At 66.7% G+C, this 23,093-nt stretch carries 23 protein-coding genes, 1 tRNA gene and 1 pseudogene; 13 read left to right on the forward strand and 12 right to left on the reverse strand.

What is annotated here, in order from left to right:
* Window positions 1–18 precede the first annotated feature (18 nt).
* Together ON45_RS07780 and ON45_RS07785 are read right to left on the reverse strand one after the other, a co-directional pair.
* Entirely contained in the window at window positions 19–1,356 is a 1,338-nt protein-coding gene (locus tag ON45_RS07780; RefSeq protein ID WP_051062704.1) for a hemolysin family protein, read from the reverse strand.
* Window positions 1,353–2,720 carry a hemolysin family protein gene (locus ON45_RS07785; RefSeq protein ID WP_040493081.1) on the reverse strand — a complete coding sequence of 456 codons (1,368 nt, stop codon included), beginning with the start codon at window positions 2,718–2,720 and terminating at the stop codon, window positions 1,353–1,355. The genes ON45_RS07780 and ON45_RS07785 overlap by 4 nt, the downstream gene beginning before the upstream one ends.
* 149 nt (window positions 2,721–2,869) lie before the next feature.
* Between ON45_RS07785 and ON45_RS23885 the strand changes: the two genes are divergently transcribed.
* Together ON45_RS23885 and ON45_RS07795 are read left to right on the forward strand one after the other, a co-directional pair.
* A complete protein-coding gene (locus tag ON45_RS23885) occupies window positions 2,870–3,340 on the forward strand; it encodes a glutathione peroxidase (RefSeq protein WP_083914592.1) in 471 nt (156 codons plus the stop codon).
* 30 nt (window positions 3,341–3,370) lie between these two features.
* The gene (locus tag ON45_RS07795) at window positions 3,371–3,967 is read left to right on the forward strand and encodes a gamma-glutamylcyclotransferase family protein (protein ID WP_040493082.1); all 597 of its coding nucleotides are present in this window, start codon (window positions 3,371–3,373) and stop codon (window positions 3,965–3,967) included.
* Here ON45_RS07795 and coaE read toward each other — a convergent pair.
* The 7 genes and pseudogenes from coaE to ON45_RS07830 all read right to left on the reverse strand — a co-directional run bounded on the left by coaE (window position 3,924) and on the right by ON45_RS07830 (window position 11,593).
* Window positions 3,924–4,541, reverse strand: coding sequence for a dephospho-CoA kinase (coaE, locus tag ON45_RS07800; RefSeq protein WP_040493083.1), 618 nt, complete (start codon window positions 4,539–4,541; stop codon window positions 3,924–3,926). The two genes, ON45_RS07795 and coaE, sit on opposite strands and share 44 nt — an antisense overlap.
* A 250-nt stretch (window positions 4,542–4,791) precedes the next feature.
* Window positions 4,792–5,907, reverse strand: a pseudogene (gene rpsA / locus ON45_RS07805) (30S ribosomal protein S1); the annotation flags it as partial.
* A 359-nt stretch (window positions 5,908–6,266) separates the two neighbouring features.
* A complete protein-coding gene (locus ON45_RS07810; protein ID WP_241432173.1) occupies window positions 6,267–6,989 on the reverse strand; it encodes a class I SAM-dependent methyltransferase in 723 nt (240 codons plus the stop codon).
* 34 nt (window positions 6,990–7,023) lie between these two features.
* Window positions 7,024–9,696 carry a DNA polymerase I gene (polA, locus tag ON45_RS07815; protein WP_051062706.1) on the reverse strand — a complete coding sequence of 891 codons (2,673 nt, stop codon included), beginning with the start codon at window positions 9,694–9,696 and terminating at the stop codon, window positions 7,024–7,026.
* Window positions 9,697–9,746: 50 nt separating this feature from the next.
* Window positions 9,747–10,331: an ANTAR domain-containing response regulator gene (locus ON45_RS07820; protein WP_040493085.1), complete on the reverse strand. Its 585-nt coding sequence runs from the start codon at window positions 10,329–10,331 to the stop codon at window positions 9,747–9,749.
* 48 nt (window positions 10,332–10,379) lie between these two features.
* Window positions 10,380–10,679: a hypothetical protein gene (locus tag ON45_RS07825; protein ID WP_040493086.1), complete on the reverse strand. Its 300-nt coding sequence runs from the start codon at window positions 10,677–10,679 to the stop codon at window positions 10,380–10,382.
* 80 nt (window positions 10,680–10,759) lie between these two features.
* Complete coding sequence (locus tag ON45_RS07830; RefSeq protein WP_040493087.1) at window positions 10,760–11,593, reverse strand: SCO6745 family protein; 834 nt, start codon at window positions 11,591–11,593, stop codon at window positions 10,760–10,762.
* Between the two features lie 59 nt (window positions 11,594–11,652).
* On the opposite strand from ON45_RS07830, the gene ON45_RS07835 reads away from it, so the two are divergent.
* The 7 genes from ON45_RS07835 (at window position 11,653) to ON45_RS07865 (ending at window position 16,503) form a co-directional block, all read left to right on the forward strand.
* A tRNA-Leu gene (locus ON45_RS07835) sits at window positions 11,653–11,726 on the forward strand.
* Window positions 11,727–11,811: 85 nt separating this feature from the next.
* Window positions 11,812–12,984 (forward strand): ACP S-malonyltransferase, encoded by a 1,173-nt coding sequence (fabD, locus tag ON45_RS07840; protein ID WP_083914594.1) that lies wholly within the window; start codon window positions 11,812–11,814, stop codon window positions 12,982–12,984.
* A 2-nt stretch (window positions 12,985–12,986) separates the two neighbouring features.
* Window positions 12,987–13,979 carry a beta-ketoacyl-ACP synthase III gene (locus ON45_RS07845; RefSeq protein ID WP_040493088.1) on the forward strand — a complete coding sequence of 331 codons (993 nt, stop codon included), beginning with the start codon at window positions 12,987–12,989 and terminating at the stop codon, window positions 13,977–13,979.
* Window positions 13,972–14,697, forward strand: a complete 726-nt coding sequence (gene fabG / locus ON45_RS07850) for a 3-oxoacyl-ACP reductase FabG (RefSeq protein WP_040493089.1) — start codon at window positions 13,972–13,974, stop codon at window positions 14,695–14,697. Before ON45_RS07845 ends, fabG begins: the two co-directional genes overlap by 8 nt.
* A 74-nt stretch (window positions 14,698–14,771) precedes the next feature.
* Window positions 14,772–15,008 carry an acyl carrier protein gene (gene acpP, locus ON45_RS07855; protein ID WP_040493090.1) on the forward strand — a complete coding sequence of 79 codons (237 nt, stop codon included), beginning with the start codon at window positions 14,772–14,774 and terminating at the stop codon, window positions 15,006–15,008.
* A 10-nt stretch (window positions 15,009–15,018) separates the two neighbouring features.
* Complete coding sequence (locus tag ON45_RS07860; RefSeq protein WP_040493091.1) at window positions 15,019–16,221, forward strand: beta-ketoacyl-[acyl-carrier-protein] synthase family protein; 1,203 nt, start codon at window positions 15,019–15,021, stop codon at window positions 16,219–16,221.
* 15 nt (window positions 16,222–16,236) lie between these two features.
* Window positions 16,237–16,503 carry a putative hemolysin gene (locus ON45_RS07865; RefSeq protein ID WP_051062708.1) on the forward strand — a complete coding sequence of 89 codons (267 nt, stop codon included), beginning with the start codon at window positions 16,237–16,239 and terminating at the stop codon, window positions 16,501–16,503.
* Between the two features lie 17 nt (window positions 16,504–16,520).
* Here ON45_RS07865 and ON45_RS07870 read toward each other — a convergent pair whose 3' ends face one another.
* The 3 genes from ON45_RS07870 to ON45_RS07880 all read right to left on the reverse strand — a co-directional run bounded on the left by ON45_RS07870 (window position 16,521) and on the right by ON45_RS07880 (window position 18,492).
* A complete protein-coding gene (locus tag ON45_RS07870) occupies window positions 16,521–17,204 on the reverse strand; it encodes a YjjG family noncanonical pyrimidine nucleotidase (RefSeq protein WP_040493106.1) in 684 nt (227 codons plus the stop codon).
* Between the two features lie 5 nt (window positions 17,205–17,209).
* Window positions 17,210–17,638 carry a 3-hydroxyacyl-ACP dehydratase FabZ gene (fabZ, locus tag ON45_RS07875; protein WP_040493092.1) on the reverse strand — a complete coding sequence of 143 codons (429 nt, stop codon included), beginning with the start codon at window positions 17,636–17,638 and terminating at the stop codon, window positions 17,210–17,212.
* 65 nt (window positions 17,639–17,703) lie between these two features.
* Window positions 17,704–18,492, reverse strand: a complete 789-nt coding sequence (locus ON45_RS07880; protein WP_040493093.1) for a 2-keto-4-pentenoate hydratase — start codon at window positions 18,490–18,492, stop codon at window positions 17,704–17,706.
* A 315-nt stretch (window positions 18,493–18,807) separates the two neighbouring features.
* Here ON45_RS07880 and ON45_RS07885 point away from each other — a divergent pair, with 315 nt between their 5' ends.
* The 4 genes from ON45_RS07885 to ON45_RS23615 all read left to right on the forward strand — a co-directional run.
* Window positions 18,808–19,758, forward strand: coding sequence for a LysR family transcriptional regulator (locus tag ON45_RS07885; protein ID WP_040493094.1), 951 nt, complete (start codon window positions 18,808–18,810; stop codon window positions 19,756–19,758).
* Window positions 19,759–19,818: 60 nt separating this feature from the next.
* Window positions 19,819–21,204, forward strand: coding sequence for an acyl-CoA carboxylase subunit beta (locus ON45_RS07890; protein ID WP_051062709.1), 1,386 nt, complete (start codon window positions 19,819–19,821; stop codon window positions 21,202–21,204).
* 186 nt (window positions 21,205–21,390) lie between these two features.
* A complete protein-coding gene (locus tag ON45_RS07895; protein ID WP_040493095.1) occupies window positions 21,391–22,653 on the forward strand; it encodes a citrate synthase in 1,263 nt (420 codons plus the stop codon).
* Between the two features lie 178 nt (window positions 22,654–22,831).
* Window positions 22,832–23,093, forward strand: a 262-nt coding sequence (locus tag ON45_RS23615) for a hypothetical protein (RefSeq protein WP_040493096.1), incomplete at its 3' end; no start/stop codon positions are given.

Consider the following 23,093-nt stretch of genomic DNA (forward strand, 5'->3'; position numbering starts at 1 on the left):
GGTGTTCGCCAGGGGTGTCTACGCGTTCGCCACATGGCGGTACCGGAGCGCGTCGATCGCATACGCGTCCATCGACACCACCTCGAACCACCCGATCTCGGTCTCCACCCGGTCGCCGACCGCCGGGATCTCGTCGAGCGCAGCGATCACGAACCCGGCGACGGTCTGCCAGTCGCCATCGGGCAACGCGACGCCCGTGTACTCCTCGAATTCGTCGTGGCGCAGCGTGCCGTTGATCCGGAACGAGCCATCGGCGAGCCGCTCACATGCCCCGTGGCGCGAATCGGATTCGTCGTCGAAATCGCCGATCAGCTCCTCGATCACGTCCTCGAGCGTCACCACGCCGACGACCGTGCCGTGCTCGTCGATCACGAGCGCGATGTGCTGACGCTCGGTCTGCATCTCGAGCAACAGATCTTCGAGGCGATGCTGCTCGGGCGTCACCATCACGTTGCGCGTGATGGTCCCGACCACCGTCGATGCCCACGTGCCGTTGGGGAGCCGCAGCAGGTCCTTTGCGTGGATGAAGCCCTGAACGTGGTCGAGGTCTCCCTCGAACACGATGATCCGGCTCCGGCCGGTCCGGTGTGCCTCGTCGGCCGCAGCCTGGGCTGACGCGTCAGCGGACACGGCGATGATGTCACGGCGGACGGTCATCGCATCGGACGCGGTCAGTCCTGACAGTTCGAGCGACCGCGTGAGCAACTCGTGTTCCGTCGCCGCGAGACCGCCGGGGCCGGCTGACTCGTCGAGCAGGAGCCGCAGGTCGCTCGGCGAGTGCGCCATGGCCCGCTCGTCCTGCGGTTCGACGCCGACCGCTCTCACCACGAGATTCGCGAGTCCGTTCATGAACCAGATCACCGGCTTGAACACCGTGACGAACGCGCGGAACGGCATCGCGAGCCGCATCGCCGAATCCTCCGGGTGCGAGATCGCCCAGGACTTGGGGGCCATCTCACCCACGACCATGTGCAGGAACACCACGATCGACAGCGCGATCGTGAACGCGACCACGTGCGAAGCGGTGTCGGACAGGAACGACACCCCGCCGAACCATCCTTCGAAGATCTGCGCCACCGCCGGTTCGGCCACGAGACCGAGACCGAGCGAGCACATCGTGATCCCCAACTGCGCTCCCGCGAGCATGAGCGTCAGTTCGCGGATGCCGGCGAGGGCCGATTTGGCGCGCCGGTTTCCTTCGGCCGCGAGCTGTTCGATGCGCGAGCGGCGCGATGCGAGCAGCGCGAACTCGGCCGCGACGAAGAAGCCATTGAGCGCGAGCAGGACGATCGCGAGTGAGAGCGCGCCCCATGCGACGCCTCCCGTGTCCTCCGCGGCGATGATCGGACCGGTCATGAGCCGCCACCCTTCGACCCGGGCTGTTCGTCACCGTCGTCGTCGTCGGACTCCTCGGCCGCGTCCGGATCCACCCGCACCCGGACTTCTTCGATCGCGTATCCGTCGATCGCCGTCACCTCGATCAGCACACCATCGACGAGAACGGTGTCGCCCTCCTCGGCGAGCCGTTCGAGGCGATCGAGCACCAGTCCAGCGACCGTGTCGTACTCACCGTCGGGGAGTTCCAGTCCCGTCGCCCGTTCGATCTCGTCGGGCCGCGACGTGGCCGACATCGTCCAGACGCCCGGTTCGGTCTCCCACCGGTCCGCGGTCTCATCGGGGTCGTACTCGTCCTCGATCTCGCCGACCAACTCCTCGACGATGTCCTCCAGGGTGATGATCCCGGCGGGACCGCCGTACTCGTCGATGACGAGTGCCATCTCGGTCGAGTGCGTCCTCAGTTGGGTGAGGACGACGGTCAAGCTCGCGGACTCGGGCACGGCGATCACATCGTGCATCAGCGTGTACACGGAGACGCGGTCGTATTCCGTCCGGTCGACGCCGAGCAGATCCTTCGCGTGCACGATGCCGAGCACCTTGCCGTCCGTGTCGACGACCGGAAAGCGAGATCGGCGCGACGCCATCGCATCACGGAGGTCCGCCGCCGTTGCGTCGCTCCCGATCGTGACGACCTTGTTCCAGGCCACCATCGCGTCGGATGCCTCGAGTTCGGCGAAGTCGATCGCTCGCTCCAGCAGCCCCGCTTGCGACGACGTCAGGTGGCCGGATTCGGCGGAGGAATCGACGATCAAGTCGAGTTCCTCGGCGGAGACGCCACCATGAAGCTCTTCGACCGGTTCGATCCCGACCAGCCGCAGCAACCTGTTCGCCGCTCCGTCGAACAACCGGATCAGCGGGCCGGCGACCTTCATGAAGATGAGCGTCGAACCCGCAACCGCTCGCGCCACGGGTTCGGGTTTCGCGATCGCCAGATTCTTCGGAGCCAGCTCACCGAACACCATCTGGGCGACGGTGGCCAGGACGAACGCCACCGCGATCGACACACCGAACACCGCGCTGTCGCTGACGCCGACCGCCGTGAAGATCGGCTCGATCGCACCTGCGATCGCCGGGCGCGCGATGAAACCGAGCACGAGCGACGTGACCGTGATTCCGAGCTGGGCGCCGGACAGCATGAAGCTGATCCGTCGGTGGACCGCGAGCGCCCGGATCGACTTGCGGTCACCGTTCTCGGCGCCCTCGCTGAACTTCTGCCGTCGAGCCGCGACGAACGCGAATTCCGCCGCGACGAAGTAGCCGTTCGCAGCGATCAGGACGACGACGGCGATGAGTCCGAGCGCGGTCAGTAGGCCGTCCGACATGCGTCAGTGACTGGGAGGATGATGAACTGCGCGCAGCGATCGGTTCATCGAAAGTCTGGAGAAGTCGGGCATGTGAACTCGTCATGATATCCACGCGCGAGCTTGCACCGTGCCACGGATCTCAGACATCGGCGCTACGGTCGACCATCATGAAGTTCCACGACATCACCATGACCTCGATCACGGGTGACCAGGTCAGCTTCGCCGACTACGAGGGCAAGCTCGCTCTCGTCGTCAACGTCGCGAGCGCTTGAGGTCTCACCCCTCAGTACGCAGGTCTGCGTACGCTCCACCACGACAATGACGACCTCGTCGTTCTCGGCATCCCGTGCAACCAGTTCGGCAATCAAGAACCGGGGACCGACGACGAGATCCTCGAGTTCGTCACGTCGAAGTTCGATGTCGATTTTCCGATGTTCTCCAAGGTCGACGTGAACGGCGCGGACGAAGCTCCGCTGTACACGTTGCTGAAGGAAGCGCAACCCGGCGGAGGCGACACCCCGGACATCACCTGGAACTTCGAGAAGTTCCTGGTCGACGGGTCGGGCACGGTCGTGAAGCGGTATCCGCCGCCCACGACTCCCGAGGAGGTCTCCGCCGACCTCGACCAGTTCCGCTGACGCTTCCTCGTTCATGAGCCGTCCGCAACCGTGACCTGGATCTTCGGGTACGGGTCATTGGTGTCACCCGTCTCGCTCGAGTCCACGATTCGACGTCCTGTCTCGCTCGGTTCGGGCATGTTCATCGCCGAGCTGACCGGGTACCAGCGCGCCTGGAACTACGGGTCCGCCGTCCAGCGCGGCGACTGGACCCGCGATGACGGGTCATCGATCAGCGGCGGACTCGTCGTGTCGCTCGGGCTCGTGGCCGATGCCGACGAGTCCATCAACGGCGTCGTCTTCTCGGTGAACGACGACGAACTCGCCGAGCTCGACTGGCGCGAGCGCGCCTACGACCGTGTCGACGTGACCGATCGCGTCACGCTGATCCCGCCGACCGCCGACGGCGAACTCGACGACACGGTCGCCGTGTACGTGCCGCGCCGAGTCGCGATCGAACGGTACGAAGAGCACCGGGACGCGGGCACGGCCGGCGTCCGGAAGTCGTACTGGGACCTCGTCGACGACGCGTTCGGCGAGCTCGGTCCGGACCATCTCGACTGGTATCGCCGCACCCCTCCACCGGACGTACCGGTGGTCGACATCAGGCTGGATCGGCTGCCGTCTCGCCGGCCGCGATCGCGCTGAGTTCGGACCAGACCTCGTCGACCTGGCGGGTGAGCGCCTCGAGATCGCCACTGTTGTCGATCACGTGCGTCGCCACTTCGCGTCGCTGCTCACGCGTGATCTGACTGTTGATCCGGTTGCGGACATCGGCTTCGTCCATCCCGCGCTCGACCGCACGCTCGACGGCGAGTTCGTGGGGGATGTCGACGACGATCGTCGCCGCCAAGCCCTTCCGGGGATTCTCACCGAGCAGCGGGAAGTCGAGCACGACCACGCGGTCCGTGTCCTGGTGGGCGTCGATCTGTTCCTGGATCTCGGCCTGCATCGCCGGATGGACGATGCCGTTGAGGTCCTTCAACGCGTCTTCATCGCTGAACACGATCTTGGCGACAGCGGCACGATCGAGCGCGCCGTCGTCGTCGATGATGTGGTCGCCGAAACGCTCGGCCATCGTGTCGAGCAGTGGCGCTCCCGGTGCCTGCAGGTCGCGAGCAATCTGATCCGCGTCGACGATCGCGGCACCTTTCGCAGCGAGTTGTGCCGACACGGTCGACTTGCCCGCACCGATCCCTCCGGTCAATCCAACGACGATCACGAAAACGAATACTGCCCGACTCGTACGAGCCGGGCAGCATTCAGAATTTCAGATGTTCGTCGGTGACTTGCACCAACGATCACGTTCACTCGGTGGTGGTTTCCTCGGCGGGAGCTTCCTCGGTCGACGCTTCGGCCGGTGCCTCGCTGGTCTCGGCGGTCGCTTCGGCGGTCTCGCCCTCGGCCGGAGCTTCGCCCTCACCGGCGTCGCCGTAGTACTCGCTCCATGCGGCCTCGGCCTCGGCCGACGCCTCACCCTGGACGTAGTTGCCCGCTTCGTCGATGTCGAAGTGCTCGCGGTACTCGGCGGCGAGTTCGCCACCTTCCGCGGCCTGCTTGATCGAGAGGCTGATCCGACGACGCTGCAGGTCGAGATCGATGATCTTCACCCACAGTTCCTCGCCCGGCGTGACGACCTGCTCGGGGCTGTCGACGTGATGCGCCGACATCTCCGAGATGTGCACGAGGCCTTCGATGCCGTCGCCGACCTGGACGAACGCACCGAACTGGACGAGCTTGGTGACCCGGCCGTAGACGAGCTGGCCGACCTGGTGGCCCTCGGCGAACTCCTGCCACGGATCCTGCTGCGTCGCCTTGAGCGAGAGGCTGATGCGCTCCCGGCTGAAGTCGACGTCGAGGACCTGCACCTTGACCGGGTCGCCGACGGTGACGACGGAGCCGGGGTGATCGACGTGCTTCCACGACAGCTCGGACACGTGGATGAGCCCGTCCATGCCGCCGAGGTCGACGAACGCACCGAACGAGACGACGCTCGACACGGTTCCTTCGCGGACTTCGCCGACCTTGAGGTTGTTGAGGAACTGGTCGCGGGTCTCCTTCTGGTTCTCTTCCAGGTAGGCACGACGGGACAGGACCACGTTGTTGCGGTTCTTGTCGAGTTCGATGATCTTGGCGTGGACCTGCGTGCCGATGTACGGGGCGAGGTCACGCACACGGCGCAGTTCGACGAGCGATGCGGGCAAGAAGCCACGCAGGCCGATGTCGACGATGAGACCGCCCTTGACGACTTCGATGACCGGGCCGGACACGACCTCGTCAGCTTCCTTCTTCGCCTCGATGTCGCCCCACGCACGCTCGTACTGAGCACGCTTCTTCGACAGGACCAGGCGGCCTTCCTTGTCTTCCTTCGTGAGCACGAGCGCTTCGATCGACTCGCCGATGCCGACGACCTCGGACGGGTCGACGTCGTTGCGGATGCTCAGCTCACGGCTCGGGATGACACCCTCGCTCTTGTAGCCGATGTCGAGAAGGACCTCGTCCTTGTCGATCTTGACGACGGTTCCGTTGACCATCTGGCCGTCTTCGACTTCGACCATCGTGCCGGCGATGGCGTCTTCGAAGGACATTCCGAGATCATCGGACGTGATCTCACGTGGGGTGTAGTTGCCCTCGTCGTCGAACGTTCCGAATTCGGAAGCGGTCGAGGAGGAGGCGGTAGCGGTGTCGGTCAAGGAGAATCGGCTTTCAGAACGGATACGGAATCGGTGGACACTCAGTTTCGAGCGCGCGTCTCGGGTGAGAACGCAACGAGCAAGCGTAACAGGCCCAGCCCGTACGCGCACCCGGCGGGCCTGCAGGCTCCTGAACGCTCCCCAGCGGAGCGCGAACACCGACGCCGCTCCCCCGCCGTCCGCGGGAGCGAGGGGCCCCGCCGCCGAAGCTCGGGGATCAGCCCCTCGCCGGATCGACCGCGTGGGCGAACGGCTCAGGCCCGTTCTGCCACACGGGTCGCGAGCACGAGGAACTCCGCTGTGTCGACCGACGGTTCGTCGTTCCCGTAGGCGCCCGGTTCGACGCTGCTGATCCGGTCGACCGAGAGCCTGTGACGGTCGGCGAGCATCCGCAGTTCGCGGGGCGTGTAACACCCGGTCCACAGGTCGACATCGAGCGACTCACCGGATTCGGACCGGACCTCGGTGCGTTCGTGGTTCACACCGGTGTCGGCATCGAATTCGGCTCCCTCCCAGTGCTTGACGACGAAGTACGCACTGAACGCGCTGAGGGCGAGCCGCCCTCCCGGCTTCAGCGCTCGGGACATGCCGTCGACCACGACGTCGTCGTCACCGTTCGCCGTCATCAGCCCGAACGCCCCTTGGCACAGACAGATCACCGCGTCGAACTCGGCATCGAACGCGAGCGAGCGCGCGTCGAGCCGCTCGAACGTCGCACCGTCGGGCGCATCTCTCACCGCGAGGTCGATGAACGGCTGGCTGATGTCGATGCCGTGCACGACCATGCCTCGTCGCGCCAACTCGTGGGCGTGGCGACCGGGCCCGCACCCGACGTCCAGAACCCGATCGCCGGTCGACAGCCCCAGTGCCTCGACGATGTGGTCGACCTCCTGCACCGTTCCCTTCGTGAACGAGTACCTCAGATACGCCTCGCCCATGTGCTCGGCCAACGGCTCGAACCAGTGGTGCCCCGTCATCGGGTGCCTGACACGGAATGAGGCAGCGGCACCGTCAGCCCTTCGCTTCGGCCCAGGTGTCGCCCCAGGACACGTTCACCTCGAGGGGCACGTCGAGGTCGGCGGCGTCGTGCATCAGGTCGACCACCAGACCACCGATGGTCTCCTTCTCCGACGGCGGCACCTCGACGAGCACCTCGTCGTGCACCTGCAGGATCAGCACGCTCTCGACGTCCTTTTCGCTGAGCGCCTCGTCGATCCGTACCAGTGCGACCTTGAAGATGTCGGCGGCCAGGCCCTGGATTCCCGCGTTCATCGCCTGGCGCTCCCCTGCCTGACGCACGCGGTAATTGGAGTTCAGCAGCTCGGGAATCGGCCGGCGGCGACCGAACAGCGTCTCGGTGTACCCGCGCTCGCGCGCCTCGACGACCGTGCGATCCATGTAGTCCTTGACGTTCGGGAACGCCTCGAAATAGGCGTCGAGGATCGGCGCGGCTTCGTCGACGGGGATGTTCAGCCGCTGGGCGAGCCCGTACGCCTCCATCCCGTAGGCCAGTCCGTACGACACCATCTTCGCCTTCGACCGCTGATCGAGCGTCACGTCAGCGGGGTCGACCGAGAACACCCGCGACGCGGTGGCGTTGTGGATGTCCTGCGCGCTGTTGAAGGCGTCGAGCAGGCCCGGATCCTGCGCGAGGTGGGCGATGCACCGCAGTTCGATCTGGTTGTAGTCGGCGACCAGCAACTCCGTCCCGGGTGACGCGACGAAGGCGCGGCGGAACAGGCGGCCCTCGTCGGACCGCACCGGGATGTTGTGCAGATTCGGCTTGTCCGACGAGAGGCGACCCGTCCGGGCGACGGTCTGGTTGAACGTGGCATGGATCCGACCGTCGGACGCAACCTCTGCGAGCAGCCCCTTGCCGTACGTGCCGCGCAGCTTTTCGACCTCGCGGTGCCGGCGCAGCGGCGCCAGGAACTCCGGCCACTCGTGTTCGAGCTTCTCCAGCGTCGCGGCGTCGGTCGATGCTCCCGTCTTGGTCTTCTTGATCGGGGTCAAGCCCTTCTTCTCGTACAACAACTCGCGCAACTGCTTGGGCGAGTTCAGGTTGAGGTCGGGCATCTCGGCGACGTCGCGCAACTCCTGCACGAGCGATTCGACCTCGTCGGTCAGCTTCTTGTTCAAGCCCTCGAGTTCCTCGATGTCGACCGCGACACCGACGTGCTCCATCTTCGCGAGCACCATCACCAACGGGTTCTCGATCGTCGTGTACAGCTCGGTCATTCCCTGGGCGTCGAGGCTCGCCCGGATCGGTTCGACGAGATGATGGACGGCCAACGCGTCGCGGCCCGCGATCTCGGCATCCGACATCGACGACCCGTCGAGATCGAGCTGACCCGAGTCGGCCGCGTCGGACGGTCGGGCGAACGGCGTGTACTTCTCGATCAGGTCCGGCAGCTCGTAGCGGGCCTCGGCCGGATCGATCAGGTACGCGGCGATCGCCGTGTCGAGCGCGATTCCGTCGAGCGAAGCACCGACGTCGAGCAGCGAACGCATGAGCGCCTTGAGTTGATGACCCCGCACGTCGACATGCGATGCGAGCGCAGCGTGCACCGCCCCGTCGTCGAGCAGGTGGCCCGGGATCCAGGTCACACCGGCCGACTCGGGCTCGGTGACGATCGCGAGTCCGGACATCGCCGAACGACCGGGCTCGCCGATCCACGTCGCCGCGATGTCGAGCGCGGGCACGGCAGCGATCGCCGCCGCGGCGTCGGCCGAGGTCTCGACCTCGGTCACCTCGGCGACCAACTCCTGCTGCTCCTCCTGCGGCCCGAGGTCGACCTCCGCTCCCATCGCGTTGATCGCCGCGGTGATCCGTCCCGACAGCGCACGGAACTCGAGGAAGTCGAACAGTCGCTTCATCTCCTCGCCGTTCGGTTTCGGCATCAGATCGTCGAAGTCCACCGACTCGACGGGGGCATCGTGCCGGAGCAGCATCAGCTCGAGATTCTTGCGGGCTCGCTCCTCGTGCTCGGTGAGGTTCTCGCGCAGCTTCGGCGTCTGTTCGTCGACGTGCTCGAAGATGCCGTCGAGGCCGCCGTACTTGTTGATCAGCTTCGCCGCGGTCTTCTCGCCGACCCCGGGGACACCCGGCAGGTTGTCGGAGTTGTCGCCGCGCAGCGCGGCGTACTGGACGTACAGGTCGGGGGTGACGCCGGTCTTCTCGGCGATCCCGGCCTCGTCGTACAGCGCGTAGTCGCTGACGCCGCGCTTGTTGTACATCACCCGGACGTCGTGCTCGTCGTTCACGAGCTGATAGCTGTCACGATCGCCGGTGACGATCGTGACGGCCTTCCCGCGGTCGACCAATTCGTCCACCGCGGTGGCGATCAGGTCGTCGGCCTCCCAACCCGCCTCGTCGATCGTCTGGATCCCGAGGGCGTCGAGCACCTCACGGACGAGGCCCATCTGCTGGCGCAGGATGTCGGGCGCGGCTTCGCGTTGGGCCTTGTACTCGGGCTCGGCCTCGTGACGGAATGTCGGCTCGGGACGGTCGAACGCGACGAGGATCCCGTCGGGCTTCTGTTCGTCCAGCACGAACGCGAGCATCGAGGTGAACCCGAACACGGCGTTGGTCACCTGCCCGCTGGCAGTGGCCATGTCGGTGGGGAGGGCGAAGAACGCCCGGTAGGTGAGCGAGTTCCCGTCGACGAGGAGGTGGGTACCCACATGGGCTCCGATCGGTTGTTCGTGCAGATGGTCGTTCCGTGTTCGAGTCGTCAGTCGGTGGGCGGCCGCAGCGAGCCGTCGAGGATCCGGTCGGCGACCTCGCGCATTCGGGTCCGTTCGCTCATCGCCGTCTTCTGGATGAAGGCGAAGGCGTCGTTCTCCGAGAGTCCGGCCTCGTCGATGAGCGTTCCTTTCGCCCGGTCGATGACCTTGCGTGATTCCAGTTGTTCACCGAGCGCATCGACTTCCCCGGTCAGCGTGGTCAACTCGCGGAATCGACCCATCGCGACTTCGATCGCCGGGATCAGATCGCTCTTCTGGAACGGCTTCACGAGGAATGCGAGGGCTCCCGCGTCACGGGCCTCCTCGACCACCTCACGCTGACTGAACGCGGTGAGCATCAGGACGCCGCACAGCTTCTCCGCATTGATCGTGCGCGCCGCGACGAGTCCGTCGGCTCCGGGCATCTTGATGTCGAGGATGGCCAGGTCGGGCTTCGTCTCGCGGACGAGATCGACGACCGCGTCACCACGTCCGGTTTCCCCGACGACCTCGTACCCCTCTTCCTGCAGCGTCTCGCGCAGATCCATCCGGATGATGGCTTCGTCTTCGGCAATCACGACGCGCAGGGGCATGAGAGAGTTATAGCGCCATTCTCGTCACCGGCCAGATCGACAGGTGGATCACACGCGTCGGTCCGACTCGATCAGCTGGTCGAGGAGTTCGTCCTGTCGCCGTGACAGTTCGCCGATCTCGGCCTCGACCCGCTCCCGCTGACGTCGGTGCGCCGCGAGATGTTCGCTTGCTTCGCGCGCTTCACGGGTCGCCGCAGTGTTGTCCGCGACCACCGCGCGCGTCGCGGCCTCCTGCGCGTCGTCGTCGAGTGATCGCATCTGTTCGTCGATCACCGAGAGTTCGCTCCGCAGGGCGGTCAGCCGGGACGTGGTCTTCGTCAGCTTGCGCTTGATCGACCGCTTCGACATCGCACTCCATCATCGCCGTTCTCGTGAACTCTTCGCGCATGGAGCGCTGGAGAAGTTCACGAGAAGCTGTTGCCGGAGTGTCAGCGCTGCGGGAAGACCGCTGCGAGTGCGGCACTCCACGGTCGGACGAGGCGTCGGAGTTCGGCACACAGGTCCTCCCCGATCGCCGTGTACGGGGCGTTCGCGAGTCGATCGGTCGCATCTTCGATCCGCTGACGACCAGCGCGCCCCTCGTCCGTGAAACCGCCGTCGCCGTCGAGCCAGCCGCGACTGTGAAGCGATTCGACCGCACTGGTCCAATCGTCGCCGGAGCGTTGCCGGGTGGCTTGCAGCACCGTCGACGGAACATCGCCGGCAGCGCCGTGCGTGACGAGCGCTTCGCATCCGTTCAACCCGGCGTCGACGAGCGCGGCGATGTGGCCGTCGCCGCGGAACTCGCGCAGGAGGGTCTGTGCGTGCCACAACGCCAGGTGATCCTCGTCGGGCCACACCAGCGACGCGTGACCGGCGAACAGCGGACGACCCTCCGGGCGTTCGCACGCGACCTCGGCAGCCGTCCGGGCGATCTCGACGGCTCGCGCCATGTCAGCGGGGTCAGCGATGGGGAGCACGGTGGCCCGCAACATGCGGTCGACCGCGGTGAGCCGCGCCTCGGACATGCGGCTCGGACCCACGGTGTTCCAGACGCCGTCCATGCTCCGTCGCACCAGTGCGTGGTCGAAGTTGAAGAACGTCGCGATCACCACGTCGGCGCTCACCGCTCCCATCGCCGCCGACCGGGACGCGAAGTACCCCGCCATCCAGTCGTCGACGCCGACCCGTGCGTACTCCTCCCCCGCCTCCGGAACGAAGTAGATCGCACCGTGGAACGGCTCCATCGTTCTCCACGTCCGGCGGCCGATCTCGGGATCCATTCCACCACCCTCGCAGGGCGATGGTGCGCCCGACCAGCCGGTAGCCTCACCGAACGTACGCCCCGGTAGCCCAATTGGCAGAGGCAACGGTCTCAAACACCGTCCAGTGTCGGTTCAAGTCCGACCCGGGGTACGAAATCACCCCCGCCTGAGGAATGCCGAGAGTTACCGATGGGTAAGGGTTGGACCGCCGAGCGACTGGTCTAGATTCGGCCTACATGCTCGCTTTCACGTTTCCCGGACAGGGATCTCAACGTCCCGGCATGGGGCGCCCCTGGCAAGACCATGAGAGTTGGGAACTCGTGGGTGAGGCGAGCGAAGTCGCCGGGCGCGATATCGGGGCGCTGCTCTGCGACGCCGATGCCGACGAACTGAAGGACACCCGGAACGCGCAGCTGACCACGTTCGTGTCGAGCCTCATGGTGCTCGACGCGGTCAGCCGCATCGGGATCGACGCCAGCTACTGCGCCGGCCACAGCCTCGGCGAGTACACCGCCCTCACGGCGACCGGAGCCCTCGGATTCGACGACGGAATCCAGCTCGTTTCCGCTCGTGCCGCCGCGATGCACGACGCCGGTCTCGCCCAGCCCGGGACCATGGCCGCGGTGCTCGGTCTCGACGACGACCAGGTCGGCGTCGCGTGCAATCTCGCTGACGCCGACGTCTGGGTCGCCAACTACAACGCCCCGGGCCAAGTCGTCATCGCCGGCTCGCCCGACGGCGTCGACAAGGCATCGGCACACGCCAAGGACCTCGGCGCGAAACGAGTCATGGGACTCCCGGTCTCGGGTGCGTTCCACACACCGTTCATGGTCGCCGCACGAGACCGGCTGCGCGATGCCATCGCCGCAGCCGAACCGCGTGACAGCGACGTCCCCGTCGTCTCGAACGTCGACGCCCAGCCACACCATGTCGGATCGGAATGGGCGACGCTCCTGTCGGCCCAGCTGTCGAGCCCGGTGCGCTGGCGACAGAGCCTCGTCAAGCTCGAGGCCGAGGGCGTCACCGACTTCGCCGAGCTCGGCCCGGGCGGAGTCCTCAGCGGCATGGCCAAACGCACCACCTCGGGTCGGACGATCTCGATCGCCACTCCCGACGACCTCGACAAACTGCTCGAGTGGGTCGGTGCATCCACCACGTCCCACGCCGGCCAACTCGAAGGTGAACACCTCTTCGCCGTCGAACGCCTCGTGGTCAGTCCGGCCGCCGGGCTGTTCAAGCCGGTCGACGGGATCGCCGACGGATCGACGGTCGACGTCGGAACGGTGATCGGCCACGTCGGCGAGACCGAGGTGCGGTCGTCGTTCGCCGGACACTTCCAGAGCTTCATCGCCGTCGACACCGAACGCGTCACACCCCGCCAACCGATCGCCTGGCTGAGAACGGACTGACCATGCCTGCAACGCCCACCACCGCCCGCGGCGCCGTGATCACCGGATGGGGCGCTGCACTGCCCGACGAGGTGGTCACCAACGTCGACCTCGAGTCGAAGATGGACACCGAGGATCAGTGGATCCGTGACCGCACCGGCATCGTGCAACGCCACGTCGGCGGCACCACCGCGGGTCTCTCCGCCGAGGCCGGGCGGGCCGCGCTCGACATGGCCGGAGTGGGCCCGGCCGACGTCGACGCGCTGATTCTCGCGACGACGACTCCCGATCGCGCCGTACCCGCGACGGCGTCGACCGTGCAGCACGAACTCGGCCTCACCTCGTGCGGCGCCTTCGATGTGAACGCCGCGTGCTCGGGATGGGTCTACGGGCTCGTCAACGCCCACGGCCTGATCGCGATGGGTGCGCGCACGGTCTTGGTCATCGGCACCGACACCCTCGACCGGATCACCGACTACACCGATCGCGGAACGGGCATCCTGTTCGGCAACGGGTCCGGCGCCGCGGTGCTCGAGGCCGTCGACGGGCCGGGCCAGTTGCTCGGCTGGGATCTCGACTCGCTCGGCGAGGCGGAGAGCGCCCTCTACGCCGAACACGGCGGCGTGCTCCAGATGGAGGGCCGCGAGGTCTTCCGTCGCGCGGTCCGACTGATGGCCGACTCCGCCACGCACGCGATGAACAGTGCGGGCGTCACCGCCGACGACATCGCCCTCGTGGTGCCGCACCAGGCGAACATCCGCATCATCTCGGCGTCGCTCGAACGGCTCGACATCCCGCTCGAGAAGGCCAGCATCGTGCTCGATCGCACCGGCAACACGTCGGCGGCGTCGGTTCCGCTCGCGCTCGCCGACGCACTCGACGCAGGTCGCGCCAGCGACGGCGACCTCATCTTGTTCGTCGGCTTCGGGGCGGGAATGTCGGCGGCGAGCGCCGTGATCCGCTGGTCACCCGACGCCCAGGAATACACCGGAGCCGGAGGAGCGAACGATGACTGAGCCCGAAACGGACGGACGGATCGTCCTCGTCACCGGGGGCTCCCGGGGCATCGGTCTCGCCTGTGCCCGCCGTCTCGCTGCCGACGGTGATCGGGTCGCGGTGACCTACAACTCGTCGCCGCCTCCGGACGGACTGTTCGGCGTGCAGTGCGATGTCACCGACTCCGAACAGGTCGACGCCGCGTTCTCCGCGGTCGAAGAACATTTCGGCGGCACGGTCGAAGTACTCGTGTCGAACGCAGGGGTCACCAAGGACGGGCTGCTGCTCCGGATGACCGAGGACGACTTCGCCACGGTCCTCGACGCCAACCTCACCGCCTCGTACCGCGTCACCAAGCGCGCGGCCAAGGGCATGCTCAAGGCGCGCCGCGGCCGGATCATCCTGATGTCGTCGGTCGTGGGCCTGCTCGGCCAGGCCGGCCAGTCGAACTACGCCGCGTCCAAGGCCGGCCTCGTCGGCTTCGCCCGGTCGCTCGCCCGTGAGTTGGGTTCCCGCTCCATCACCGTCAACGTCGTGTCGCCGGGCCCGGTCGCCACCGACATGACCGCTGCGCTCTCCGATGACCAGCTGTCGGCGATCACCTCTGCGGTCCCCCTGGCCCGCATGGCCGAACCCGACGAGATCGCCGGCGTCGTCAGCTTCCTCGCCGGACCCGACGCCGGATACATCACCGGTGCCGTCGTCCCCGTCGACGGCGGACTCGGTATGGGGCACTGACCGGGGATCCCGTTTCCCAGCTTCCGTGCGCCGAACATCTACAATCCCGAACAACCAACGAATTGGAGAATCCCGTGAACGAAGAACTCTTTGCCCGTTTCCGCAAGTGCGCCGTCGAGGTGCTGTCGGTCGAGGAAAGCGCCGTCGTCCCCGACGCGAAGTTCGGCGACGATCTCGATGCTGACAGCCTCGATCTGGTCGAACTGGTGATGGCACTCGAGGAAGAGTTCGACATCGAGGTCCCCGAAGAGGAGCTCGAGGGCGTCGAGACCGTCCAGTCCGCCTACGACCTCGTGGCCGCCAAGGTCTGAGTCGATCATCATGACGACCGACCCGGCCGGGTCGCGTCGGGTCGCGATCACCGGGCTCGGTGTCGTCGCCCCGGCCGGCATCGGCGCGCAGAACTATTGGTCGGGCCTCCTCGGCCCGGGAGCGACCAGCGGCCGCTCCCTCTCGATCGAGGATTGGGACCCGACCCCCTATTTCGACAATCCGAAGCACGCGCGACGCGCCGACCGCGTCGAGCAGTTCTCGCTCGCCGCGGCCGCAGAGGCGTTCGAACAGGCCGGCGGGTTCGACGCGATCGGCGTCGACCCTGGCCGCTTCGGAACGATCTTCGCCACCGGCGTCGGCGGGCTCCACACGCTGGAGGAGCAGATCCAGATCCGGCTGGAGAAGGGCGAGCGTCGGGTGTCGCCGTTCCTCGTGCCCATGATGATGACGAATGCCGCGGGCGCGGCGATCTCGATGCGGTACGGCCTCCAGGGGCCGAACGAAACGATCACGACCGCGTGCGCCGCGGGCAGCCATGCGATCAACTACGCGGCCCGGCTCATCAAATGGGGCCTGGTCGACGCCGTGGCGACCGGCGGATCCGAGTCGGCGGGCACCACCACCGGACTCGCCGGATTCGCCAACATGACCGCGCTGTCCACGTCGGGCGTGAGTCAGCCGTTCGGCGCTGATCGCGACGGCTTCGTGATGGGCGAGGGCAGCTCCGTGCTCATCCTCGAGGAGTGGTCACGCGCCGAAGCGCGCGGGGCGAACATCCTCGGCGAGGTCCTGGGCGGCGCGAGCAACGCGGACGCACATCACATCACCGCTCCCTCACCCGGCGGCGTCGGCGCGATCGCGTGCATGCGGCTCGCGCTCGCCGAGGCGGGAATCGAACCGCAGGACGTCCTCCAGGTCAACGCTCACGGCACGTCCACGCCGCTCAACGATGCGGCGGAGGCCGATGCGATCGCGGAGGTCTTCGGTCCGAACGCGGTGCCGGTCGTCTCGACCAAGGGCGTGACCGGACACGCGCTCGGCGCTGCGGGGGCGCTCGAGGCGGCGGCACTCGTGCTCTCGATCCAACACGAATTGATCCCACCCACGGCGAACACCACCGAGGCCGACGACGGCATGAAGATCGACCTCGTCGTCGGCGAACCTCGACCGTGGACCCCCGGACCGGCGATCTCGAACAACTTCGGCTTCGGCGGCCACAACGGTTCGGTCCTCATCGCCCCGGCGTCCTAGCGAGGTCGAGACACCATGCGTTCCGTTCCGGCATCCGTGTCGTTCCCGGCAATCTGCCTGACCGCTCTGGTCCTCGCCGCGGGTTGCGGCGGGAGTGACGACACCGACGATCCATCCGAGGAGGCGAATCCCGCGTCGGTGTTCTGCGTCGAGCAGGGCGGCAGCGTGGACATCGTCGACGACGGCGACGGCGAAGCCGGGATCTGCGAGTTCCCGGACGGCACGCGTGTCGACGAATGGGACTACTTCCGGGAGAACTCGCCCGACGCGACCACACCCTGACGGTCGGGTGGAATCCGTCAACCGACCACCGAGAACAATTCGTCGAGTCCGCGCACCTCGTGCGTCGGTTCCACGTCGGTCGTGTTGGGGAGTCCGTTCGGATTGAACCAGACGGTCTGGATCCCCGCGTTCGATCCGCCGCGAATGTCGCTCGCGAGGCTGTCGCCGACCATCACGACTCCGGAGCGGTCGTCGACACCCAGTTCGGTCAGCGTGTGATCGAAGATCTCACGACCAGGTTTGCTCATCCCGAGTTCGCCGCTGATGCTGACCGCCTCGAATCGCTCTTCGAGTCCCAACCGACGGAGACGACCACGTTGAACCGAGCCGAGTCCGTTCGTGATCAGCGCCAAGCGGCAGGCGGGACTCAGTGCCTCCAGAGTGGCGAGCGAATCGGAGTAGAGCTCTCCGTTCTCGGCGAGTCCCGCCACGAACGCTTCGGCCATCGCCACGGGATCACCATCGGCGCCGACCTCGGCGAGGAACTCCTCGAACCGACGCACCTTGATGTCGTTCGGGCTGAACTCACCTCCCTCGACCCGCCGCCAGAGCGCCTGGTTGATTCGGTCGTACGTGGCGAGGATCTCGGACGACGAATCCAGGTCGGCTGACCGCATCGTGGCGTCGAATGCAGCCGCTTCGGAGGCGTGGGTGTCGAAGAGCGTGTGGTCGAGATCGAAGAGGACCGTGGAGTACCGCACGTTCCTCACACGTCGGCGAGGACGAACATCAGGTCGCAGCTGGTCGCGACTTCCCCGCCGACCTTGACCGTTCCCGATCCCTTGCCCGCTCGCGCCGACATCCGCCCGAGTTCGACCTCGATCGTCAGCTCGTCGCCCGGGACGACCTGACGGCGGAACCGAGCGCCGTCGAGACCGCCGAACAGCGGCAGCTTCCCGGCGAACCGCTCGTCCGCGAGCACGGCGCATGCGCCGACCTGAGCGATCGACTCGCACATCAGCACTCCCGGCAGCGTCGGCCGGCCGGGAAAGTGTCCGGCAAAGAAGTACTCGTCGCCGGTCAGGCGCCAGATTCCCGTGGCGGAGACCCCCGGCTCCATCGCCACCAGCTCATCCACCAGCAGGAACGGTGCGCGGTGGGGCAAGAGATCGATCGGAGACGGCAGTGAACTCATCTGTGCATCTTGGCGCAGATGCGACAGCGGTGGACAGTTCCCGACGACGAGAGAGTGTCGGGGGGTCAGTCGAACCGAACGACGACCTCGGCCCCACCGACCCGTCCGACATGAAGCCGGCCCGGTCGGGCGGCGACGATGCCGGTGCACGAGCCGGTGAGCACGAGGTGACCGGTGCGCAACCCCCGGCCGGTCACCGCTGCGTGAACGGCGACGTCGCGTAGAACCCGCAACGGGTGTCCGAGCACCGCGGCACCGCTCCCCGACGCCACCACGTCGCCGTCGACCACGAGCTCGACCGCGGTCGAGTCGAGCGCAGACGTCCCGGCGGGCGGGAGCTCGAGGGTGGGACCCACGATCATCCGTCCACTCGCGACGTTGTCCGCAACGAGCTGCGGCGCGCCGATGAACGGAAATCCGGCGAGTCGCCCGGACACCACCTCGATCGCTGCGAACGCCTCGACGACGTCGGCGAGTTCGAGCGGATCGGGCGGGATCTCGTCGACATCGGCCATCAGCCGCAGCCCGATCTCCACCTCGAGGTGCGGCGGGTTGGGGAACTGCGTGATCGTGAGGCTGGCCGGTGACTGCTCGACGTGGTCCCGCCGATAGCGACCGAACACCGGAGCGTCGATGTGCAACATCTGCTGCGCGGCGTCGTTCGTGCACCCCGCCTTCCACGCAACCAGATCGTCACCGTGAACGCCGTGCGTCGCCGCCTGGATGCGGTAGCCGTCGGCGACGTCCACCGGTTCGTGGGTCAACGCATCGATCGCCTCCCCGTCGACCTCCGCTCGGTCGAGCTCGGCCGCAACGGCCGCGATCTGATCATCCTGCAACGGTGGTTGGCTCATGTTTCTCCACGATCCGGCCCAGCGGCACCTGGGACACGTGGAGAACCTACGCGACGCGAGGCTCGGAGCGCTCCGGCGGGCGGGAGGAACACCGAAAACGGGAAAGGCCCGGATCAAGGATCCGGGCCTCTCTACCTGAGATCATCCTCCGATTGGGGGATCGGATTGTGGATGTCTCGTCGAGTGCAACATGGGGGGTGTTGTCACTTCGATCTGTGACTTGTGATCTCAATCACAAGCTCTGGACACAAGTATGCACTGCTCGGAGTCAATCTGACAAGGAGATTCCAACGATACTTGCTATCGTTTTTTGTGATGGACGTCCGACAACTCGCTGCCATCGTCGCCATCGCGGACCACGGCACCTTCTCCGCGGCCGCGCGCTCGCTGTTCACGGTCCAGTCAAACGTCTCGGGACACGTTTCCCGACTCGAGAAGGAACTCGGCGTCACCCTGGTCGACCGGGCCAACGGCGGTCTCACCGAGGACGGCGCGAAGGTCGTCGAGCGCGCCAGACGCGTGTTGAACGAGATCGAGGACATCACGTCCGACATGACCAGTCGCCACGACCGCGTCTCGGGCCACACCCGCATCGGGGTCATCGGCACGACCGCACGGTGGCTCACACCCTCGCTGCTCCGCCAGCTCACCGTCGACCATCCCAACGTCCGCGCGGTGATCCGCGAAGGGGCATCCTCGTCGCTCGTCCCGAACGTCATGTCGGGCGAACTCAACGCGGCGGTCATCCACCTGCCGATCGACGAACCGGAGCTGGTGGTCGAGCCACTGTTCGCCGAGGATCTGTTCCTGCTCGTCGACGGGAATCATCACCTCGGAGGACACGACACGATTCCGATTCGCGATCTCGACGACGAGCCGCTCCTCCTGCCTCCCACCGGGTCCGCGCTCCGGAAGGTGCTCGATCGATCGGCTGCGGCGAACGACGTGCGGCTCCGTCCACAAGCCGAGATCGACGGCGTCCGCCTCCTCGCCTCCCTCGCGCTCGACGGGTTCGGTGCGGCGATCGTCCCCGCCACAGCGGTGCCGACGTGGCTGACCGGGACCTTTCGTCGGATCAACGTTCCCGAACTCCCCCGCCGCGTGGTCGCATCGGTGCGCAGACGCCGGCCGACCCCGAGCGCACCGACGCACGTCGCGCTCGACACGCTGCGCCGGGTGATCGCCGAACAGGGGGAGCTGCAACCGGGCGTCCACCCCGAAACGTCCGCGCTCCCCGGACTCCGCCACGACGACAGCGACACGTAGCGCGTCGGACCGGTCCGAACGCTTCTTCCCGTTCGGGGCCGTGCAGTACGGTGACGCGAGATGACCGACCTCGATGACGCAGTCGACACGTTCGGCCTCGACCGGTTCGTTCCCGGGCTCGCCCAGTCCGAGGTCCGGGTCATCGCGGACGACGATCGAGGCCTCCCGGACCGGTCGGTGATCTGGATCGAATTCGACGACGACGACGATCCCGCTCGACTCGACGAGGCGACCGGCTCCCAGCTCGAACGTGGGATCGCGGCCGCCCTCGACCACCGTCTGCCCCTCGTGGTCGTGATCTCGACGACCGGGAGCGACATCGTCGAGGGGATGGCCGCCCTCAACGGGTGGGGTCGCGTCGCCCGCACCCTCACGGCCTGTTCGGGCCTCGTTCCCACGATCGTCATCGTCGATGGACCGGCCGTTTCCGGGCCCGCGCTGCTGCTCGGCCTCGCCGACTTCACGATCATGACCGAGCGGTCGTCCGCGTTCGTCAACGGCCCGGTGATGGTCGAGGAGTTCACCGGGGTCGCGATGGACGTCGACGAACTCGGCGGATCCGCCACGCACGCGCGGTACACCGGGGTCGCCACCTTCGTCGTTCCGGACCGTGCGGCGGCGACGCACACGGCGCTCGAACTGCTCGGCTACCTCCCGGACAGCGTCGATGCCGAACCGACGCGGTGGCCCCAGTTCGATCCGGGCGATCGGCCGTGCCCGGAGGCGGGAGCGCAGATCCCCGAGTCGTCCACCGGGAGCTACGACGTCCGCAAGGTCGCCGCTGCGATCGCCGACGAGGACTCGGTGCTCGAGGTGCGTGACCGCTGGGCCGCCAATGCGGTCACCGCGTTCGCCACCATCGACGGCCGTCCGGTCGGGATCCTCGCGAACCAACCGATGGTGCTCGCGGGCACCCTCGACATCCCGGCATCGCAGAAGGCCGCTCGGTTCGTCGCGTTCTGCGACGCGTTCAACCTGCCGATCATCACGCTGGTCGACACCCCCGGCTTCTATCCGGGCAAGGACCTCGAATGGCGCGGCATGATCCGCCATGGGGCCCAACTCGTCTATGCCTACGCCCGGGCCGATGTGCCCCGGATCTGCGTCATCCTCCGCAAGTCCTACGGCGGGGCGTACATCGTCATGGATTCCAAGACGATGGGCAACGATCTGTGTCTCGCGTGGCCGTGGGCCGAGATCGCCGTGATGGGTGCCGGACAGGCCGCCGCCATCCTTGCCCGCCGAGCTTCACCCGAGGAGAAGGCGGAGTTCGAGGCCGACTACGCGGAACGGCTGCTGAACCCGTACGTGGCCGCCGAACGCGGATTCATCGACGGTGTCATCGATCCCGCGGAAACTCGCGCCGAGATCAGCGCGGCGCTCCACGTGCTCGCCGACAAGCGTGAAGCGCTCGGCGAACGCAAACACGGCAACACGCCGCTCTGAGAGATCATCGATTTTCGCCGTGGAGGTCGGTGTCGTGGTCGTCCGCGACGCCATTCGATGTTGATCCGTCCACATCGACGGTCTCGTTGCGGTCGACGGCGAACCGAGCCGTTATCGTGCGAGTGCGGTCGGAGATGATCCTGCGGCCACATCGAAGTCCAACCCTGGAGCCACGGAGGAAGCCACGTGCCCGACACCATCACCATCACCGACGACCGCACCGGAAAGACCGTCACGGTCCCGATCGAGGGTGGTGTCTTCCCGTCGTCGGCGCTGCGGGAGTTGGATCCGAGCCTGTACATGTACGACCCGGCGTACCTGTCGACCGCTGCTACGCAGTCGCAGATCACCTATCTCGACGGCACCAACGGCGTGCTGCGCTACCGCGGCTACCCGATCGAGCAGCTCGCCGAGCACTCGACCTACCTCGAGGTGGCCTACCTGCTGGTGAACGGCGAACTGCCGAACGCCGAGCAGCTCGCCGGGTGGACCAACGACGTCACGCACCACACCTTCATCCACGAGAACATGCGCAAGCGTTTCGTCGACGGCTTCCACTACGACGCCCACCCGATGGGGATGTTCGTGTCGGCCGTCGCCGCCCTGGGAACGTTCTACGACGGAGCCAAGGACATCGAGGATCCCGCAGCCCGCAAGCACCAGACCCTGCGCCTGATCGCCAAGAGCCCCACGATCGCGGCGATGTGCTACCGCTTCTCGGTCGGCCTGCCGTTCAACCAGCCCGACAACGACCTGTCCTACGCCGCCAACTTCCTCAACATGATGTGGAAGATCGGCGACTACGAGGTCGACCCGGCACTCGAACGCGCGATGGACATCTTGTTCATCCTGCACGCCGACCATGAGCAGAACTGCGGCACCACGGCCATGCGCGTCATCGGGTCGAGCCATGCCGACCCGTACTCGTCGGCCGCCGGCGCCGCCTCCGCTCTCTACGGCCCGCGTCACGGTGGGGCCAACGAGGCCGTCATCCGGATGCTCTCCGAGATCGGTTCGATCGAGAACGTTCCCGCGTTCGTCGAGTCGGTGAAGAAGGGCGAGGGTCGCCTGATGGGCTTCGGCCACCGCGTCTACAAGAACTACGACCCGCGTGCCACGATCATCAAGAAGGCCGCCTACGACGTGTTCGAGGTGACCGGCAAGAGCCCGCTGCTCGACATCGCTCTGAAGCTCGAGGAGACCGCGCTCGAGGATCCGTACTTCGTCGATCGCAAGCTCTACCCGAACGTCGACTTCTATTCGGGCCTCATCTACCAGGCGCTCAAGTTCCCGGTGGAGATGTTCACGGTGCTGTTCGCGATCCCGCGCATGTCCGGTTGGCTCGCCCACTGGGACGAACTCCTCGAAGAGGGCCAGAAGATCAGCCGTCCCCGCCAGTGGTACACCGGCTCGGACGAACGCGACTACGTCCCCATCGCCAACCGCTGACCGTTACGTAACGGGTCCCCAGGCAGTCGCCGGTTGGTTCATCAATGGAGCCGACTTCGATCGGTTCGTCGACCCAACCGCTCCGTCAGCACCCGTTCGCTTCGCCAGCGGTCACCGTCTGCTCGAGTCGATCGACCTCGTCCTGTCGGAGCGATCGTCATCGCGGGCGCGGCCACTGATGGCCGAACGACGAGCCGTCGCGCTCACCATCACCGAGTCGGCGACCCCCATCGAACGCGAAGCGATCTTCGATGCGCTCGAGATTCCCTCGAGGGGAGCCCGGAGAACGGCGCTCCATCGCGCCCGCCGCCTTCTGGAGAGCGATCCGCTCATCGTCGATCTCGCCGCTCGCGTCTGCCAGCTCCATCTGGATGATCTCGGCTGCGGATCGGCCGACCGCCGCATGACCAAGCGTTACGTAACGGGTCAGACCCGTCACG

This window comes from Ilumatobacter nonamiensis YM16-303, assembly GCF_000350145.1.
Lineage (GTDB): Bacteria > Actinomycetota > Acidimicrobiia > Acidimicrobiales > Ilumatobacteraceae > Ilumatobacter_A > Ilumatobacter_A nonamiensis.